Consider the following 17,491-nt stretch of genomic DNA (forward strand, 5'->3'; position numbering starts at 1 on the left):
CAGACGAATGTCTGGTCATCCCCCATCCCGAATCCCGATTCCCGGCTTTCATCACGCCGCCCGCGTCGCCACCACCGGCGGCACGTTCGACGCGCGCCGCGCCGGCACGAACACCGCGGCCTGCCCGATCGCCAGCATCGCCAGCACGCCGGTCAGCACGTACAGCACCGGGAGGCGCGTCATCTCGTAATGCATCATCAGCCACGCGTTGAGGCCCACCGCCAGCAGCACGCCGAGCACGACACCCATCCCGGCGATCAGCAGGTTCTCGATCTGGAAGTAGTGCAGGATGTCGATCCGGCGCGCGCCCAGGGCGCGCCGCACGCCGATCTGCCGATGGCGCTGGCCGACCCAGAAGCTGGTGAGGCCGACGATGCCGGCGGCGGTGACGCAGAGCAGGATCAGGCAGACCACGCCCATCAGGATCGCCATGCCGACGTCGGCGCGGTAGGCGCTGGCGCGGATATCGGCGAACGACTTGACGCTGTCGTCGTCGAGCACGCGCATCGGGTTCACCGCATACAGCGTCGCCGGCACGGCGCGCATCGCGGCATCGCGCCGGCCCGGCTTGGCCCGCACCACGTAGCGCGCGAAGTTCGCGTCCAGCCGGGTCGGCACCAGGGTCGAGTGCCACGCGAAGCCGTTGCCCCAGCTGCCGGTGCTTGGCGTCTGCAGGCGCGCGACCACGCCGATGACGGTGCTCGGCGCGCTGCTGCCATCGGCATAGACCACCTTGCCCACCGCGCCGCCTTGCGGGAACAGCTTGTCGGCCAGTGCCTGGGTCACGATCACGATCGGACGATCACGCTGGTCGCGTGCTCCCTGGTGCTGCACGTCGCCGGCCGTGAAGGCGCGGCCGGCCACCAGGCGCAGGCCCAGCGTGGCCAGGGCATGCTCGTCGGTGAAGTAGTACGCCGTGCGCGTGATGCCTTTCTCGAACTTCTGGTTGGGCTTGAGCGACAGCGCGCCGGTCCACGAGGAATTGAGCAGGGGCACCGAGTTGCTCGGCGCCACCGAGGCCACGTCGGGCAGGTTGCGCAGTGCCGCCAGGTCCTCCTGCTGCATCACGTCGAGCTTTTCCACGCCGGACGGGTCGTCGCCGCTGGGCGCGCCCACCCATTGCTGGGAAACCAGGAACAGGTCGTTCTCGTCGAGGCCGGTGGGCCGGTTCACCCGTTCGACGCGCTGGCCGATGATGAATACCGCGTTGCAGACGATCGCCAGGGTCAGCGCGATCTGCAGCGAGATCAGCACGACGCCGGCCTTGTGTTTGCGCAACGCCGCGAGAATGGGTGGGAGTGTCATGGTTGTCGTTCCTTGCGCGAGACAGACGGGCCGCCGCCGATACCGTAGGAGCCCGCTCGCGGGCGATGCTCCTGCTTGTGCAAACCCCGGATCCTGAATTCTGAATCCCGGCTCAAAAGCATCGCCCGCGAGCGGGCTCCTACGGCTGGGCGGAGTCGTGGGGCAGTCATCAGTTCGATTTCAGTTGCCACGCGGGCTGCACGCGCGAGGCACGGAAGGTGGGATACAGCCCGGCCAGCGCGGTGGCGACGACGGCCACCAGCAGGGTGAGCACGAGCAGCGAGAAGTCGACCCGCGCCAGCGCGGCGATGTCCTTGGGCAAGACCCAGCCCACGCTGGCCACGCCGACGCCGGTCAGCAGCAGGCCCAGCACGCCACCGCTCAGGCCGATCATGCCGGCCTCGACGAGGAACTGCGCGTAGATCGCCAGGCGCGGCGCGCCCAGCGCGCGGCGCACGCCGATCTCGCCGCTGCGACGCAGGAACTTCGCCAGCAGCAGGCCCGCCGTGTTGACCAGGCAGGCCAGCAGCAGGCCCAGCGCCACCAGCAGCGACACCTTGGTGTCGCTGGGCACCACATGCTGGTTGTCCAGCCACGCCGGCAGGTCGCGCAGGCGGTTGTTCGGCGCCCAGCCGAAGCGGCCGGATTGCTGCTGGTCGCGCGCGTAGCCGTCGAGATACTGCCGGTAGGCCGTCACCGCGGCCGCATCGTCCAGTTGGGCCATGTAGGCGATCCACACGCAGGCGGAATGCTGCAGGCCGACGAAGCCCGACTCGGTGGGAACGGCGTTGCAATTGGTGTTGCCGTCGTTCGGCATGCCGACGGCGATGGCGCGCTGGAACGGCACGAACACATCCTCGACGCCGGTGGAGAATCCGCCGCTGTTGACCACGTCGAAGAAACGCGGCTGCGGATTCCAGTCGTTCAGCACGCCGACCACGCGGTAGTCCTTGCCCTCGATGTTGACGGTCCTGCCCACGCTGTTGTCGCCGCCGAACAGCTTCTGGTTGAGCTTGCTGCTGATCACCGCCACCGCGGCGCGCTGCGCATCGTCGTCGGCGCTCCAGCCGCTGCCGTACAGGAACGGCACGTCGAGCATCGGGAAGAACTCGCCGTACACCGCGTGGCCGCTGACGTTGATCGGATGCTTGCCCGCATCCGCCGGCACGATCGACGGGGAGATCTGGTACATCGCCGACTGCAGCCTGGCGCGGTGATCGCGCATCAGGGTGACCGCATCGTTGTAGTCCATCGCGTTCGGCGGCTCGCCGTCGCTGCTGCGCCCGTTCGGCCCCCAGTTGTCGATCTGCGGCACGAATAGCTTCGACGACTTCCACGGGATCGGATCGCCCGACACCGCGCGGAACACCGACCAGGTGGTCATCGACGCGGCCACGCCGAAGCCGATCGTCAGCACCATCAGCGCGGTCAGGCCGGGACTTCGCTTGAGGCTGCGCAGGGCCAGTTCGAGGTAGTAGCTGAACATTCCAAATGCTCCAGGTTTTGTCTCCTTCCCCTGCAAAGCAGGGGGAGGTCGGGAGGGGGTAAAGCTTTTGACGTCAAGATCAAAAGCACCCATCCCCAGCCCTTCCCTGCTTTGCAGGGGAGGGAGAAAAGAACGTCACACCGAGCGCGTCGCCTCCACCGGCGACACCCGCGAAGCGCGCAGCGCCGGCGCCAGCACCGCGCCCTGGCCGAGCAGCAGCAGCACAGCCACGCCGATGCCCACGTAGGCCATCGACATGTGGCTCATCTCGAAACGGGTCACCGTCCACAGGTTGAAGGCGATCGCCAGCACGGTGCCCAGCACCACGCCCACCGCACTGATCAGGAAGTTCTCGGTGAGGAAGTAGGCGAGGATGTCGCACTGCCGGGCGCCCAGCGCGCGGCGCACGCCGATCTGCTTGCGGCGCTGGCCGACCCAGAAGCTGGTGAGGCCCACGATGCCGGCCGCGGTGATCGCCAGCAGCACCACGCTGATGATGCCCATCAGGATCGCCATGCCGCGGTCACGGTCGTACACCTTGTGACGGATGGTGGCGTAGTCCTGGATGCCGTCCTTCGGGTCGATGATGCGCAGGCGGCTTTGCGCGTACAGGGCCTTGGGCGCCTCGCGCATCGCGTCGGCAAGCTGGCCGGGCCTGGCGCGCACGATGTAGTAGATGCCGCGCGAATCATCCGCCCGCATCGGCCAGATCAGCGCCTGCCCGGCATAGCCGTTGCTCCATTGATCCACGCCTTGCCGGTGCAGCGGATCGACGATGCCGACGATGGTGCTCGGCGTGGCGCCCATCGCGTAGAAGCTCTTGCCCAGCGCGTTGCCATCGGGGAACAAACGGTCGGCCAGCGCCTTGCTCACGATCGCCGTCGGCGGGGTGATTGCCTGCTGGGTGCCCATCACCATCACCTCATCGGGGCGGAAATTGCGCCCCGCGACGAGCTTCAGGCCCAGCGTGCCGATGAAATGTTCGTCGCCGGTGTACACCGCCGCATCGGTGGTCGGCCTGGTCTGCTCGGGCGTCATGGTGACGAAGTTGTCCCAGCCGCCGCCCCTCAGCGGATAACCGCTGGCAGGCGTGGCGTCGGACACGGCAGGCAGCTGCCGCAGCGCGAGCAGGTCGGCGCGCACCTGCGCATCGACCTGCGCCGTCGATTGGCCGACGTCCGCCCACATATTGGCGATGACGAATACGTTGGCCTCGTCCACGCCGCTGGCAGCGGACAGGTTGGCCAGTCGCTGGTGGATGATGAACAACGCGTTGCACACGATGGCCAAGGTCAACGCGATTTGCAGCGCGATCAGCAGGGTGCCGGCCTTGTGCCGGCGCAGCGCGGTGAGGATGGGCCTGATCTGGATATGCATGGCGCTCTCCTCAGCTCGACTTCAACTGCCAGGCGGGCTGCACGTGTGCCGCGCGCCACGCCGGGTAGAACGCCGCCAGCACGGTGGCGATGATCGCAACGACAAAAGTCAGGCCCACCAGCGAGAAATCGAGCTGCGCCAGCTTGGCGATCTCCGGCTGGAACAGGATGCCCACGCCGGACACGCCCAGCGCAGTGAGCAGCAGGCCCAGCAGGCCGCCCGCGAGACCCACCGTGCCGGCCTCGACCAGGTATTGCTTGTAGATCTCGCCCCGCGTTGCGCCCAGGGCGCGGCGCACGCCGATCTCGCCGGCGCGGCGCATGAATTTCGCCAGCAGCAGGCCGATGGTGTTGACCAGGCAGATCAGGAAAAAGCCCAGCGCCACCGCCAGCGAGATGCGGCTTTCCGGCGGCACCACGTGCTCGTAATCGAGCCACTGCATCACGTCGCGCAGGCGCACGTTGGCTGCCCAGTTGAAGCGGCCCGCGCGCTGCTGGTCAGCGGCGTAGTTGGCGAGGAAGCTGCTGTAGCTGGCGACTTCGGCGGGGCTGCCCAGTTCCACCCATGGCGTGACCCAGACGCAGTTGCTTTGCAGATAGCCTTGCCAGCTCGTGTAGGCGAGCGAACCGCGGCAACTGTTGCGACCGCCCGTGCGCATCTGCAGATCCAGCGCACGGTTGAACACCATGTAGATATCCGGCTCGTCGGCAAAGCCGCTGGTACTGAACAGGTCGTAGAAACGTGGACGCGGGTTCCAGTGGCTGGCGACGCCCACAACGCGGTAATCATGACCGCCAAGGCTGAGCGCACGCCCCACGCTGTTGGCGCCACCGAACAGCTTCTGGTTGAGCTCGCTGCTGATGACCACATCGCTGGCTCGCGCATCATCGTCCTGCGTACCCCAGCCGCTGCCGTAGCGGAACGGCACCTCGAACATGGTGAAGAAATCGGCGGTGACGGCGTAGCCGTTGGCATTCAAGGGGAGATCGCGATTGCCGCCCGGCATCACCGACAGCTGCACCGGATACAACAGCGTCTGGTGCTTCGCCGCGTGCGCACGCATCAGTGCCATCGCGTCGGTGTAAGCCAGCGCTTCCGCCGGCTCGCCCTTCAGGTTCTGCTGCGGCCCCCAGCTGTCGACCTGCGGCGTGAACAGCTGGGCGGACTTGCCCGGAATGGGATTGCCCGACACGGCGCGGAACACCGAGTACGTGATCATCGACGCGGCCACGCCAAAGCCGATCGCCATCACCATCAGCGCGGTGAGAGCCGGATTGCGGCGCAAGCTGAGCAGACCAAGTTGGAAGTAGTAGGCGAGCATCTCAAGTTCCGGGATTCGGGGGACGGGATGGGAGATCAGGGAAAGCGGCGGGTCCGCGGGCCGCGGCTCTTGCGAGTCCCCAATCCCGAATCCCTGCCGCTCAGCCGTGCGCCTCGTCCGCCTGGACCGCGTGGATGGAGTGGAAGCGCGGGTCCTCGGACAGGTCCACCACCTGGCCGTCGATGATGTGCACGTTGCGCTGGGCGCGCGCCGCCAGTTCCGGGTCGTGCGTGACCATCACGATGGTGGCGCCGCCGCGGTGGATGTCCTCCAGCAGTTCGAGCACGCCGCGCGCCATCTGGGTGTCGAGGTTGCCGGTCGGTTCGTCCGCCAGCAGCAGGCGCGGGCTGCCGGCCAGCGCACGGGCGATCGCCACGCGCTGCTGCTGGCCGCCGGACAGTTCGGCCGGGTAGTGCTTGGCGCGCGAGGCCAGGCCCACGCGCTCCAGCGAATCCATGATGCGCTGCTTGCGCTCGGCCGCCTTCATGCCGCGGTAGCGCAGCGGCACCTCGATGTTGTCGAACACGTTGAGGTCGGGAATCAGGTTGAACGCCTGGAAGATGAAGCCGATCTTCTCGTTGCGGATCTTCGAGCGCGCGTTGTCGTTGAGGTTGCTCACCTCGATACCGTCGAGGTGGTACTCGCCGCCGCTGAAGGTTTCCAGCAAGCCGGCGATGGTGAGGAAGGTGGTCTTGCCGGAACCGGACGGGCCGGTGACGGCGACGAACTCGCCCTCCTTCACGTCGATGTTGAAATCGCGCAGCGCGTAGGTCTCCACCACTTCGGTGCGGTAGACCTTGGACAGGTGGGTCATCTTCAGCATGGTTGTTCCTCGGTGGTGGTGATGGTCTTTGCTCCTCCCCCTGCATGTCCCAAAGGGACTTCCTTCGGTCGCAGGGGGAGGCTGGGAGGGGGTGCGGGCTGGCGAAAGAGCTACCCCTCCCCAGCCCTCCCCTGCGCGCAGGGGAGGGCGAAATCGTCAGTTGCTGATCGCGACCGTGGCCGCGCCCTTGAAGCTGTCGGTGCCGGAGATCACGATGCGGTCGCCTGCCTTCAGGCCGTCGAGGATTTCCACCTTGTCGATGCTGGAGGCGCCGACGCGGATCGGGGTTTTCTTGGCGAGGCCGTCGCGCACCAGGTAGGCGTAGCTTCCGCCGGATTCGTCGACGAACGAGCCGCGCTGCACGGTCAGCACGTCGTCGCGCTTGTCCAGCAGCACGCGCACCGACAGGCGCTGGTTCTGCCGCAGCTGCTTCGGCGTGTCACCGTCGAAGCGCAGCCGCGCGGCAACCTGGCCGTTGACCACCTCCGGCGAGATCGCGCTGACTAGGCCCTTCCAGGTGTGGCCGTTGCCGCTGATCTCGCCGGCCATGCCGATGCCGAGGTCGCGCGCGAAGCTTTCCGGCACCTGCATCTCCACCTGCAGCGCGGACAGGTCGATCACGCTGAGCAGCTGCGCGTCCTTGGCCACGGTGGCGCGTTCGGCGATGAACAGCTGGCCGACCTGGCCGTCGACCGGCGATTTCACGTTGAGGTCGTCGACCTGGCGCTGCAGGTCCTTCACCAGCAGCAGCTGGCGCTCGTGCGCGAGCTTCTTCGACTGGATGTCGAAGCTGAGGCTGGTATTGTCCATGCCCAGGTCGGCCTTGGCGTGCTGCAGGGCGATCTTCGCCTTCTGCAGCTCGTCCCGGGCGCGGTCCACCGCCATGCTGGGTACGGCGCCCTTGTCGAATGCCTTCTGGTTGCGCTCGAGGTCGCGTTCGGCGGCGGTCGCGTCGATCTGTGCGTTGTCGTAGGCCTTCTGCAGTTCGCCGCGCTTCTTGCGCGCGTCGATCTGCGCGCGCTGGTATTCCACTTCCATCGCGTCGGCGTTGCTCTGCTCCTGCGCCAGCTTGTTGGTCAGCTCGGGACTGACGATGGTGGCCAGCACCTGGTCCTTCTTCACCGTGTCGCCGGCGTGCACCTTCAGCGTCACCGCGCCGCCGGAAGTGGCGTACAGGGTGGGGCTGACCGCGGCGACCACCTTGCCCTCGGCGGCAATGTCGCGCACGAACGGACCACGCTCCACGGTGGCGAACGCCAGCCGCGAACTGCTGACCGATTCGGAAGCGGAGAACAGCCGGCCAGCACGCGGCGCCAGCCACGCCAGCAGGGCCAGCACGAGCACGCCGGCGCCGACCAGGATCAGCCGGCGCCTGGGATTGGATTTCACCTCGACCAGGCGGTCTTGTGCGGAAGTGTCGCGGATCATCGATGCCGTTCCTGACCGCGGACAGCGCGGTTGCACGGAGATGGCTGCAATCCGCGTGCCACGCGGCAACGGCGAAAAAACAACTTGTATTCCAATGATTTGCTTATAACGCGCTTTGCCGGTGCAGTGTCCGCGGACACCGCACGGACAGCCGGACGAACGCGACCCGGCCGATCGCCGCGGCTACCCCCGGAAACGCGAAAGGCCCCGGTTCGCACCGGGGCCTTTGTTGCACGCGGACTGGCCTCGCCCGCCTAGAAGTCCTGCTTGAAGCGGATGCCGAACGTGCGCGGCTGGCTGAAGCCGGTGTAGACCTGTCCGTTCGGGTACTGCGCGACGACATTGTGGGCAGCGCACACCGTCACGCCGCACTCGGTGAACTTGTACAGCGCCCCCCGCTTGTCGAACGCGTTGTCGACATACGCGTTCAGCGACCAGCTGCCCTTCTGGATGCCGGCGGAAAAGTCGACCGAGTTGTACGCCGGCAGGTTGCCGAGCAGGCTCCGCTCGAGCAGGCGCAGGTCGGTCGTCCGTCGGCCCACATGCACGAACGCGGCCTGGACGAAGGCATCGTTCCCGCCCAGGTTGAAGGTGTAGCGCGCCACCAGGTTGGCCTTGAAGCGGGGCGTGATCGGCAGCTGCGTGCCCTTCGGGGCCAGCGGCCCGTTCACCGCCGCGCCGGTGTTGGGGTTGATCGTGCCGGCAGGGCAATAGGTGACCGTGTTGCCGTTGGCGTCGGTGAATCCGCAATAGTTCGCGGTCAGCTTGGCGTTGTACCACGCGAGGCCGGTACTGAGATTCAGGTTGTAGGTGGCCTGCCAGTTCACCTGCGACTCCAGTCCGTCGATGCGGGCCGAGTTGGCGTTCTTGATCTGGGTGAGGCCGTTGGCGCCGAGGATGTTGAACTGGAAGTCGTTCCACTTCTCGCGGAACACCGCGCCGTTGAACGACACCCGGTTGTCGAACCAGGAGGTTTTCCAGCCCAGCTCCAGGTTGGTCAGGAAATCCGCCTGGTAGGGCGGCAGCTGGCCGGCACGGTTGACGCCGCCCGGGCGGAAGCCTTCGGAGCGGGTGGCGTAGATCATCTTGGTGGGCGAGATGTTCCAGGTGATGTTGACCTTGCCGAGCGAGCCGCTTTCCTTCACGTGCTTGTTGAAGACCAGGCACGGCGCATCGATGAACGGCTGCGGCGAGATGCAGCCCGCCTCGCCGTAGCTCGAATTCGGCGAGAAGCCCTTGCTGAAGCCGTAGAAGCCGTACAGGTCATTGCTGGTGCGGAAATAGCGCTCGCCCACCGTGGCGGTGAGTTCGTCGGGGATGATGTCGTAGGACAGCTCGCCGAACAGCGCCTTGTCGTAGTCGTAGCGCATCTGCCGGGTCAGCCAGATCGTGTTGGGCCAGCCGGCGACCGACAGCGACGTCGCCAGCTTGTTGATCTGGTAGTCCTGCATGATGTCGTGCTTCTGCTTCTGCCAGAACGCGCCGGCGACCACCCGCAGCCGGTCCTCCTTGGGCGAGACGATACGCAGCTCGTGGCTGCTGTTGGCGTAGTGGTCGCGGTCGCTGATGAACTCGGATGGATTGATCAGGGCGCCGCTGTTGTCGTGGATGTAGGCACCGTAGGAAAGCAGGGTGTCGTACCAGAACGAGTAGTCGTTGTAATCGGTCTGCTCTTCCTGGTCGCGCTTGAGGTGCGCATAGGCGTAGGTCAGGTCGAAGTTGCCGATCTTGCCCTGCACGGTCAGCGCGCCCTGCCACCAGCGGTCGTTGACGCGCTCGGGGTAGAAGTGGGTGACCGCCAGGTCGCCGATGGCGGGATCGCCGGCAAAGGTGCCGTGCGAGATCGTCTGCTGCCCCATCAGGGTCGGGCTGATCGACCAGCTGTCGTTGAGGTCGACTTTCAGCGCGGCGCGGGCACCGTTGGTGTTGGCGTCATTGTAGTGCTTGCGGGCGTGCCCGAAGCATTCCAGCATCGGGCCCGGCTTGCAGTTGTCGGCGTTGCTGACGGTGATGCCGGACACCGGGAACGTACGCGAGCCGGCCTGGTTGTCGATGTAGCCGGCATCGTGTTCGCGCCAGCCGACGATGCGCACCGCCGCACTCTTGCTGATCGGGATGTTGAGCATGCCTTCGGCGGTGAAGCCGACGCCGCCGTGCGCCACCTTGTCGACGCCGATGGCGTAATTCGCCGCGAAACCACTGGTATCGGGCTTGTTGGTGATGATGCGCAGGGCGCCCGCCTCCGCGCTGGCGCCGTACAGCGTACCCTGCGGCCCGGCCAGCACCTCGATGCGGGCGATGTCGTACATGTGGATGTCGAGCGGGCCCTGGATCGTGGTGACCGGCTGGTCGTCCAGGTACACGCCCACGCTGGGCTGCGATCCGGAATGGTTGGTGTTGCCGCCGCTGGCCACGCCTCGCATGTAGATGCTGGCGAAGCCGGGGCCGGTGGCGATGCCGCCGCCGCCCTGCTGGAAGGTGACACTGGGCAGGTACTTCACGTAGTCGTTGAAGTTCTGCACGTGCAGCGCCTCGAGCTGGTCGGTCTCCAGCACGTTGATGCTGATCGGCACCTTCTGCAGGTTCTCCACGCGCTTCTGCGCGGTCACGTTCACCACGCTCAGCGTCGTGGTCTTCGGTTTCGCCGCCGGCGCCGCCGCCGGCGCCTGGGCCTGCCCCGCGTCCTGCGCAAAAGCTGGCGCGGCCATGGCCAGACAGATCGCCGCCGCAAGCGGCAGCCGGGTCAGGCCCGCCCGTCGCGTCCCCGTGATCTGTTTCGATCGTATCGCGTGCATACACTCTCCCCTCGCATGTCCAGGACTAATCCATCGAATTCAGCCATTACTCCAATGCCGGTACGTCGGGGTAGTTCTCCAGCACCGGCCCCAACGCCGATGCCAGGGGCCCCAACCATGGTGCGTAGTGGCGCCAGTGATCCACCCCTTCGCGGTAGATCGGCTGGCGCACCTGTTCCGAACTGGCCGTGCGCACCGGCCGCGGGTTCTGGAAGAACCGCAGGCACGACGCCTCGAACGGCAGGCCGCAATAGTCGAGCAGGCGGCGCACCTCCCCCTCGGTGTCCTCGACCATGCGCTCGTACACGACGCGGTGGATGCGCCCGGGCAGCACGGCGTCGAAGTGCGCCATCAGCGCCACGTAGTCGCGGTAGTAGCGCCCCACGTCCTCGAGGTCGTAGCTGAAGTTCTGCCCGCGCGCGAAATGCTGCTTGAAGGCCGAGAAGCAGCACGCCAGCGGATGCCTGCGCGCGTCGATGATCTTCGCGTTCGGCAGCATCAGGTGGATCAGGCCGATGTGCATGAAGTTGTTCGGCATCTTGTCGATGAACAACGGCGCCGAGGTCTTGCGCTGGATCCGGGTGTGCGCGAGGTAGCGCTCGCCCAGCGTGCGCAGGGCGTCGGCGTCGAGCGCCGCCAGCGCGCTGTGGTACGGCATCGTGCTGCCGGCGTCGCCCTGCAGGCGCAGCAGGCGCGTGATCGAGGTGACCTCGGGCAGCTCCATGGTGCCTTCGACCTGGCTGTGGCTGGACAGGATCTGCTCGATCAGGGTGGAGCCGGCCCGCGGCAGGCCGACCACGAAGATCGGGTCGGGCGCCGCGCTGCCGGCGCCGGCGCGCGCGGCGAAAAAGTCGCGCGTGTAGTGCTCGCGGATATAGCGCACCCGCGCGCTGGTGTCGTCGGCGCTGTAGTGCAGCTGCGTGCGGCGGATCGCGTTGCCCTGCGCGTAATGCCCGAACGATGGCTCGTATTCGCCGGCGTCCTCCAGCGCCTTGCCCACGGCGAACTCCAGGTGCAGGCGATCGTCCTCAGTGAGATCCGTGCGCGCCAGCTGCCGGCGCATCGCGGCCAGTTCGTCGGCGCCGAAGCGGAAGGTCTTCAGGTTGGCCAGGCTCCACCAGACCTCGCCGAACGACGGTTCGAGCTCCAGGCTGCGGCGATACGCGGCGATGGCGCGCTCGGTGTGCCCGGCGGTCTTCAGCGCATGGCCGTAGCTCACCCATACCTTCGCGTTGCGCGGATAGCGTTCCAGCAGGTCGGCATAGATGCGGATGGCCGGCTCGTAGTCGCCGATCCGGCACAGCACCACCGCCTTGAGGTTGCGGCAGCCCAGGTGCCCCGGATCGGCCGCCAGCAGGCGCTCGATCTGGACCAGCGCCTGCTCCGGCTGGTTGCTGCGATGCAGGACCAGCGCGTAGTTCTGGCGCGCCTCATGGAAGCTGGGGGCCAGCTCCAGGCAGCGCTCGAGCAGGTGCAGGGCGTCCTCGTTGCGGCCCAGCCGGGCGGCGACCTCGGCGAACATGCGGATCGCCGCCACGTCGGTCGGCGCCTGTTTCAGGTGCTCGCGCAGCAGGGCCTCGGCCTCGGGAATGCGGTTCTCGACCAGGGCGACGGCAGCCGCCAGCAGGCGCGGGTCGCGGGTGGAATAACGCACGTGGCTGGCGTACGCCGCGTCCGCCTGCGCCTGTTCGCCGGCCGCCATGAGATGGTCGCCGAGCGCGCGCCAGGCTTGCGGCAGGTCGGGCTTCAATGTCACCGCCCGACGCAGCGCGTCGATCGCCTCCTGCCCGCGCCCGCGGCGGCCCAGGGCCACGCCCAGGTCGAGATGGGCCACGGCCCAGTTCGGCTGGGATCGCGCCAGCGGAATGAGGATGTCGAGCGCGCCCTGCACGTCCCCCTGCAGCGAGCGCGCCGCCGCCAGCAGCTGCAGCGCGACCGGGTGGCCCGGGGCGACCTGAAGGATTTCGTCGAGCTGCTCGACCGCCATGGCCGGATCGCGATCCAGCAGGCGGGCGGCGTGGGCCAGCGCCTGTTCCAGCGTACCGGTGGCTGACGCCTCCGTCACGACCGCTCCCGCGGTGATAATGCGCTCCGCCCGTGCGGGTCGAGTCTCGGGCGGCACAGCCTAAGTACAGCACCTTGCATGGACGGTAGCAGCTCCCCAATGGATATCGCCGCAATCTACAACCGAATCCGGCCGGTAGATAGTAGTTGCCGGCAAATGCGCCATGCGCCGGCATCCCGTCCACGCAGGCCGGGGCCTGTTGCCCCCGGTCCGGCGGAGGCGCTAGGCTGGATCGCGAACACTAGCTGCGGGCGCGAGACGGTACGCGGACATGGATGCTCCGGAAGACGGCTGCTCGCCGTGCCCACCCATCCGGGGACTGAACCTGCTCATGCCTACCGACACCTTGGTCGAGGAACTCAACCGCGCGCGCGCCCTGCCCGCCCGCTACTACGCCGGCGACGCGATGCTGGCGATGGAACAGCGCGCGGTATTCGCGCGCAGCTGGCAGCTGGTGGCGCACCAGGAACAACTGGCCGAGCCGGGCGACCATGCCGTCGAGCAGATCGCCGGGGTACCCATCCTGCTGGTGCGCGGACAGGACCGCGTGCTGCGCGCCTTCCCCAACGTCTGCCGCCACCGCGCCGGGCCGCTGGCGCTGTGCGACGGCAAGGGCGCGCGCGCCCTGCACTGCAAGTACCACGGCTGGACCTACACCCTCGAAGGCCAGCTGCGCAGCGCGCCGGAGATGCAGGACGCCTGCGATTTCAAGGTCGAGGAGATCCGCCTGCCGCCGCTGCGCGTGCACGAATGGCAGGGCCTGGTGTTCGTGGCGCTCGACCCGGCTGTACCGCCGTTCGACGAGGTCTACGGCGGCATCGCCGGCCGCATCGCGCCGATCGACCTGTCGGCGATGCGCTACCTGCGCCGCGACAACTACGACATCGACTGCAACTGGAAGGTCTACGTCGACAACTTCCTCGAGGGCTACCACCTGCCGCATGTGCACCCGGGCCTGTCCCGGGTGCTGGACTACCGCGCCTACGACACCGAGTTGTTCCCGTGGCATTCGCTGCAATCCTCGCCGCTGCGCAACAGCAGCGAGCTCTACGGCGACGGCCAGGCGTTCTACTACTTCGTCTACCCCAACGTGATGCTCAACATCATGCCCGGGCGGCTGCAGACCAACCGCATCCTGCCGTTGGGGCCGGACCGCTGCCGCATCGTGTTCGACTACTACTACGCGCAGGACGCCGGCGCCCAGGCCCGCATCGCCGCCGACCAGGCGTTCAGCGACGAAGTGCAGCACGAGGACATCGCGATCTGCGAGGCGGTGCAGAAGGGACTGGCGTCCGGATACTACGTCCCCGGCCGGCTGTGCCCGAAGCGCGAAGGCGGCGTCTGGCATTTCCAGAACCTGCTGCGCGCGGCCTACGCCGGACCCGCCGGGGAGTCCGCGTGAGCGTGGCCCGACCCGGCCGCTCCCTCTCCGAACCCAAACCCGCGGAAGCCGGCATGCACGACCGCAACAAGATCGGCTTCTGGACCTGCACCGCGCTGGTGGTGGGCAATGTCATCGGCATGGGCATCTTCGTGCTGCCGGCATCGCTGGCGCCGTTCGGGTTCAATGCGCTGATCGGCTGGATCATCGTGCTGGCCGGCTGCCTGGTGCTGGCCCGCGTGTTCTCGCACCTGGCCCGCGCGCTGCCCGACGCCGAAGGTCCGTACGGCTACATCCGCCGCACCCTGGGCGAGCTGCCGGCGTACCTGGCGCTGTGGGCGTACTGGGTATCGCTGTGGCTCACCAACGCGGCGCTGGCGACCGGCGTGGTCGGCTACATGACGGTGGTGTTCCCGCCGCTGGGCGCGATCCAGCCGGCGCTGTTCGCGCTGTGCCTGCTGTGGTCGGTGGTGGCGATCAACCTGTTCGGCGTGCGCACCGGCGGCGGGGTGCAGATCGTCACCACCGCCCTGAAGCTGATGCCGATGCTGGCGATCGCCCTGCTCGGCGGCTGGGTCCTGCTCGACTCGCCGGCGAGTTATGTCGCGCACCCGCCGGCCACGCCGGTCACCCTGGGCGGCGTGATGGCGGCCTCGACCATCGCCCTGTTCGCGATGCTCGGCATCGAATCGGCCAGCGTGCCGGCGGCGCGGGTGGACGACCCGGCGCGCACGATCCCGCGCTCGACCATGACCGGCACCGTGCTCACCGCGATCATCTACATCATCGTCTCCACCGTGCCGCTGCTGCTGATCCGGCAGCAGGAACTGGCCGAGGCGAACGCGCCGTTCGCGCTGCTGATGGACCGCTTCGCCGCCGCCGGCTCCGGGCGCTGGCTGGCGCTGTTCGTGGTGATCAGCGGGCTGGGCGCGCTCAACGGCTGGACCCTGCTGGCCGGCGAGCTGACCCGCACGATGGCGCACAACGGCGTGCTGCCGGCGGTGCTGGCGCGCAATAACCGCCATGGCGCGCCGGCGGTGGCGCTGCTGGTGATCGGCGCGTTCGCCTCGGCGATGATCGGGATGAGCTACAGCAAGTCGCTGGTGTCGGCGTTCACCTTCCTCACCCGGGTGGTCACCGCCGCCAACCTGCCGCTCTACCTGTGCTGCGCGCTGGCGCTGGTCGTGCTGTGGCGGCGGCGCACCGCGACATGCACTTCGGTGCGGGTGTTGCTGGTCGCCGTCACCTGCGTCCTGTTCGTGGTCTTCGCCTTCGTCGGCATCGGCCACGAGCCGTTCCTGTACGCGCTGGGACTGATCGCAGCGGGCCTGCCGCTGTATGCGTTCATGCGCCTGCGGCACAGGAGCGTGCCACCCATCGAGGTCATTCCTGAATGAGAGATCCGCGCTACGACATCCTGTTCACGCCGGTGCAGATCGGCCCGGTCACGGCGAAGAACCGTTTCTTCCAGGTGCCGCATTGCAACGGCATGGGCCACGCGATGCCACTGGCGCACGCGGCGATGCGCGAGATCAAGGCCGAGGGCGGCTGGGCGGTGGTCTCTACCGAGGAATGCGAGATCCACCCCAGCGGCGACCTCACCCCGTACGTCGAGGCGCGGCTGTGGGACGACCGCGACATCCCCGCGCTGGCTCTGATGTGCGACAAGGTGCACGCGCACGGCGCACTGGCGGCACTGGAGCTGTCGCACAACGGCCCCACCGCGTCGAACCTGTATTCGCGCGAGGTGCTGTTGGCGCCCTCGCACCAGCCGTCCAAGTATGGCTATCCCTCGCAAGCGCGCGCGATGACCCGGCACGACATCCGCGAGTACCGGCGCTGGCATCGCGAGGCGGCGATCCGTGGCAGGCGCGCGGGCATGGACATCATCTACGTCTACGCCGCGCATGACCTGTCGCTGGCGATGCACTTCCTGCAGCGCCGACGCAACCAGCGCAGCGACGAATACGGCGGTTCGCTGGAAAACCGCGTACGCCTCCTGCGCGAAGTCTTGCAGGACACGAAAGATGCCGTCGGCGACACCTGCGCCGTGGCGCTGCGCTTCGCCACCGAGGAACTGCTCGGGCCCGGCGGCGTGGAGTTGACCGAGGCGAAGGACATCGTCGGCATGCTGGCCGAGCTGCCCGACCTGTGGGACGTGAACCTCGCCGCCTGGTACAACGATTCGGTGCCCTCGCGCTTCGCCGCCGAAGGCGCCCAGGAGCCGTTCATCGACTTCGTCAAGAAGACCACCAGCAAGCCGGTGGTGGGCGTGGGCCGCTTCACCTCGCCGGACACCATGGTGTCGCAGATCAAGCGCGGCGTACTGGACATGATCGGCTGCGCGCGCCCGTCGATCGCCGATCCGTTCCTGCCGCGCAAGATCGAGGAGGGCCGCATCGACGACATCCGCGAATGCATCGGCTGCAACATCTGCGTTTCCGGCGACATGACCATCTCGCCGATCCGCTGCACGCAGAACCCGACCATGGGCGAGGAATGGCGCAAGAGCTGGCACCCGGAACAGATCGCGCCGAAGCGCTCGGCCAGTCGCGTGCTGGTGGTCGGTGCCGGCCCGGCAGGTCTGGAGGCTGCGCGCGCGCTGGGTCAGCGCGGTTACGAAGTGAGCCTCGCCGAAGCGCGCAAGGAGCTCGGCGGCCGCGTCACCCGCGAGGCGCGCCTGCCCGGCCTGGCCGAGTGGGCGCGCGTGCGCGACTGGCGCGTCGGCCAGATCAACAAGCTCACGAATATAGCCGTCTATCTCGATTCGGCCTTGACCGCGCAGGACGTGCTCGACTTCGGCGCCGAACACGTGGTGCTGGCCACCGGCTGCCACTGGCGCCGCGACGGTTACGGCCGCAGCAACGGCTTCGCCATTCCCGGCTTCGCGGACAGCGCGCGCGTATTCACCTTGGACGACCTGATGGACGGCCGCCTGCCCGATGTTCAACAGTCTGGGGGCCGCGTGGTCGTGTTCGACGACGACGGCTTCTACTACGCCAGCGTCGCGGCCGAAATGCTGCGCGCGCGCGGTTGCGACGTGACCCATGTGACCCCCGACGACAGCATCGCCCCGTGGAGCCTGAACACGCTGGACTACCGCCATATCCGCAAGCGCATGGCCAAGCTCGGCATCGAACCGATCGTGTCGCACAACATCATCGGCTTCGACGGTTCGACGCTGACCCTGGAAGACGTCTGGAACGGGCAGCGGCGCGACCTGGCCTGCGATGCCGTGGTCACCGTCACCGCGCGCGTGCCCGACGATGCGCTGCACCAGGACCTGCTGCAGCGCGAAGCGGAATGGACCGATGCCGGCATCCAATCGCTGCGCTGCATCGGCGACGCCGAGGCGCCGGGGCTGATCGCGCATGCGGTCTACGCCGGCCACCGCTACGCCCGCGAACTGGAGGAGTCGGCCACCGGCGAAGTCGCGTTCAAGCGGCACTTCCATACCGCGGACGCCGACGACCTGTTGCGCGTGGCGCCGACGCAGGCATCTCGCTGAAA

The 17,491-nt window shown here is 67.7% G+C and carries 11 protein-coding genes; 3 read left to right on the plus strand and 8 right to left on the minus strand.

Going from position 1 to position 17,491, the window contains the following annotated elements; all coding sequences use genetic code 11:
* Window positions 1-51 precede the first annotated feature (51 nt).
* The 8 genes from AC3WRN_RS00545 to AC3WRN_RS00580 all read right to left on the minus strand — a co-directional run bounded on the left by AC3WRN_RS00545 (window position 52) and on the right by AC3WRN_RS00580 (window position 12,600).
* Complete coding sequence (locus AC3WRN_RS00545; RefSeq protein WP_492621452.1) at window positions 52-1,305, minus strand: ABC transporter permease; 1,254 nt, start codon at window positions 1,303-1,305, stop codon at window positions 52-54.
* A gap of 169 nt (window positions 1,306-1,474) precedes the next feature.
* Entirely contained in the window at window positions 1,475-2,791 is a 1,317-nt protein-coding gene (locus tag AC3WRN_RS00550; protein ID WP_492621453.1) for an ABC transporter permease, read from the minus strand.
* Window positions 2,792-2,926: 135 nt separating this feature from the next.
* A complete protein-coding gene (locus tag AC3WRN_RS00555) occupies window positions 2,927-4,168 on the minus strand; it encodes an ABC transporter permease (RefSeq protein ID WP_492621454.1) in 1,242 nt (413 codons plus the stop codon).
* A gap of 10 nt (window positions 4,169-4,178) precedes the next feature.
* Complete coding sequence (locus AC3WRN_RS00560) at window positions 4,179-5,489, minus strand: ABC transporter permease (protein WP_492621455.1); 1,311 nt, start codon at window positions 5,487-5,489, stop codon at window positions 4,179-4,181.
* A gap of 100 nt (window positions 5,490-5,589) precedes the next feature.
* Window positions 5,590-6,312 (minus strand): ABC transporter ATP-binding protein, encoded by a 723-nt coding sequence (locus AC3WRN_RS00565; RefSeq protein ID WP_492621456.1) that lies wholly within the window; start codon window positions 6,310-6,312, stop codon window positions 5,590-5,592.
* Between the two features lie 156 nt (window positions 6,313-6,468).
* Window positions 6,469-7,740 carry an efflux RND transporter periplasmic adaptor subunit gene (locus tag AC3WRN_RS00570; protein ID WP_492621457.1) on the minus strand — a complete coding sequence of 424 codons (1,272 nt, stop codon included), beginning with the start codon at window positions 7,738-7,740 and terminating at the stop codon, window positions 6,469-6,471.
* 254 nt (window positions 7,741-7,994) lie between these two features.
* Window positions 7,995-10,448 (minus strand): TonB-dependent receptor, encoded by a 2,454-nt coding sequence (locus AC3WRN_RS00575; protein WP_492621458.1) that lies wholly within the window; start codon window positions 10,446-10,448, stop codon window positions 7,995-7,997.
* A 133-nt stretch (window positions 10,449-10,581) separates the two neighbouring features.
* On the minus strand, window positions 10,582-12,600 hold the full coding sequence (locus tag AC3WRN_RS00580; protein WP_492621459.1) for a tetratricopeptide repeat-containing sulfotransferase family protein: 2,019 nt from the start codon (window positions 12,598-12,600) through the stop codon (window positions 10,582-10,584).
* 331 nt (window positions 12,601-12,931) lie between these two features.
* On the opposite strand from AC3WRN_RS00580, the gene AC3WRN_RS00585 reads away from it, so the two are divergent.
* From AC3WRN_RS00585 to AC3WRN_RS00595, 3 genes are read left to right on the plus strand one after another with little or no spacing between them, the layout of a single operon-like run.
* The gene (locus tag AC3WRN_RS00585; RefSeq protein WP_068093198.1) at window positions 12,932-14,002 is read left to right on the plus strand and encodes an aromatic ring-hydroxylating oxygenase subunit alpha; all 1,071 of its coding nucleotides are present in this window, start codon (window positions 12,932-12,934) and stop codon (window positions 14,000-14,002) included.
* A 53-nt stretch (window positions 14,003-14,055) separates the two neighbouring features.
* Window positions 14,056-15,378: an APC family permease gene (locus AC3WRN_RS00590; protein WP_492621460.1), complete on the plus strand. Its 1,323-nt coding sequence runs from the start codon at window positions 14,056-14,058 to the stop codon at window positions 15,376-15,378.
* Window positions 15,375-17,489 (plus strand): oxidoreductase, encoded by a 2,115-nt coding sequence (locus AC3WRN_RS00595; RefSeq protein WP_492621461.1) that lies wholly within the window; start codon window positions 15,375-15,377, stop codon window positions 17,487-17,489. Before AC3WRN_RS00590 ends, AC3WRN_RS00595 begins: the two co-directional genes overlap by 4 nt.
* Window positions 17,490-17,491 lie beyond the last annotated feature (2 nt).

The sequence above is a fragment of the Rhodanobacter sp. FW101-FHT13A11 genome, from assembly GCF_058790335.1.

What these genes read in the sequence shown, in the direction of transcription:
- AC3WRN_RS00545 (WP_492621452.1), bottom strand. Translation starts at nt 1,305, where the DNA reads ATGACACTCCCACCCATTCTCGCGGCGTTGCGCAAACACAAGGCCGGC.
- AC3WRN_RS00550 (WP_492621453.1), bottom strand. Translation starts at nt 2,791, where the DNA reads ATGTTCAGCTACTACCTCGAACTGGCCCTGCGCAGCCTCAAGCGAAGT.
- AC3WRN_RS00555 (WP_492621454.1), bottom strand. Translation starts at nt 4,168, where the DNA reads ATGCATATCCAGATCAGGCCCATCCTCACCGCGCTGCGCCGGCACAAG.
- AC3WRN_RS00560 (WP_492621455.1), bottom strand. Translation starts at nt 5,489, where the DNA reads ATGCTCGCCTACTACTTCCAACTTGGTCTGCTCAGCTTGCGCCGCAAT.
- AC3WRN_RS00565 (WP_492621456.1), bottom strand. Translation starts at nt 6,312, where the DNA reads ATGCTGAAGATGACCCACCTGTCCAAGGTCTACCGCACCGAAGTGGTG.
- AC3WRN_RS00570 (WP_492621457.1), bottom strand. Translation starts at nt 7,740, where the DNA reads ATGATCCGCGACACTTCCGCACAAGACCGCCTGGTCGAGGTGAAATCC.
- AC3WRN_RS00575 (WP_492621458.1), bottom strand. Translation starts at nt 10,448, where the DNA reads ATGGCCGCGCCAGCTTTTGCGCAGGACGCGGGGCAGGCCCAGGCGCCG.
- AC3WRN_RS00585 (WP_068093198.1), top strand. Translation starts at nt 12,932, where the DNA reads ATGCCTACCGACACCTTGGTCGAGGAACTCAACCGCGCGCGCGCCCTG.
- AC3WRN_RS00590 (WP_492621460.1), top strand. Translation starts at nt 14,056, where the DNA reads ATGCACGACCGCAACAAGATCGGCTTCTGGACCTGCACCGCGCTGGTG.
- AC3WRN_RS00595 (WP_492621461.1), top strand. Translation starts at nt 15,375, where the DNA reads ATGAGAGATCCGCGCTACGACATCCTGTTCACGCCGGTGCAGATCGGC.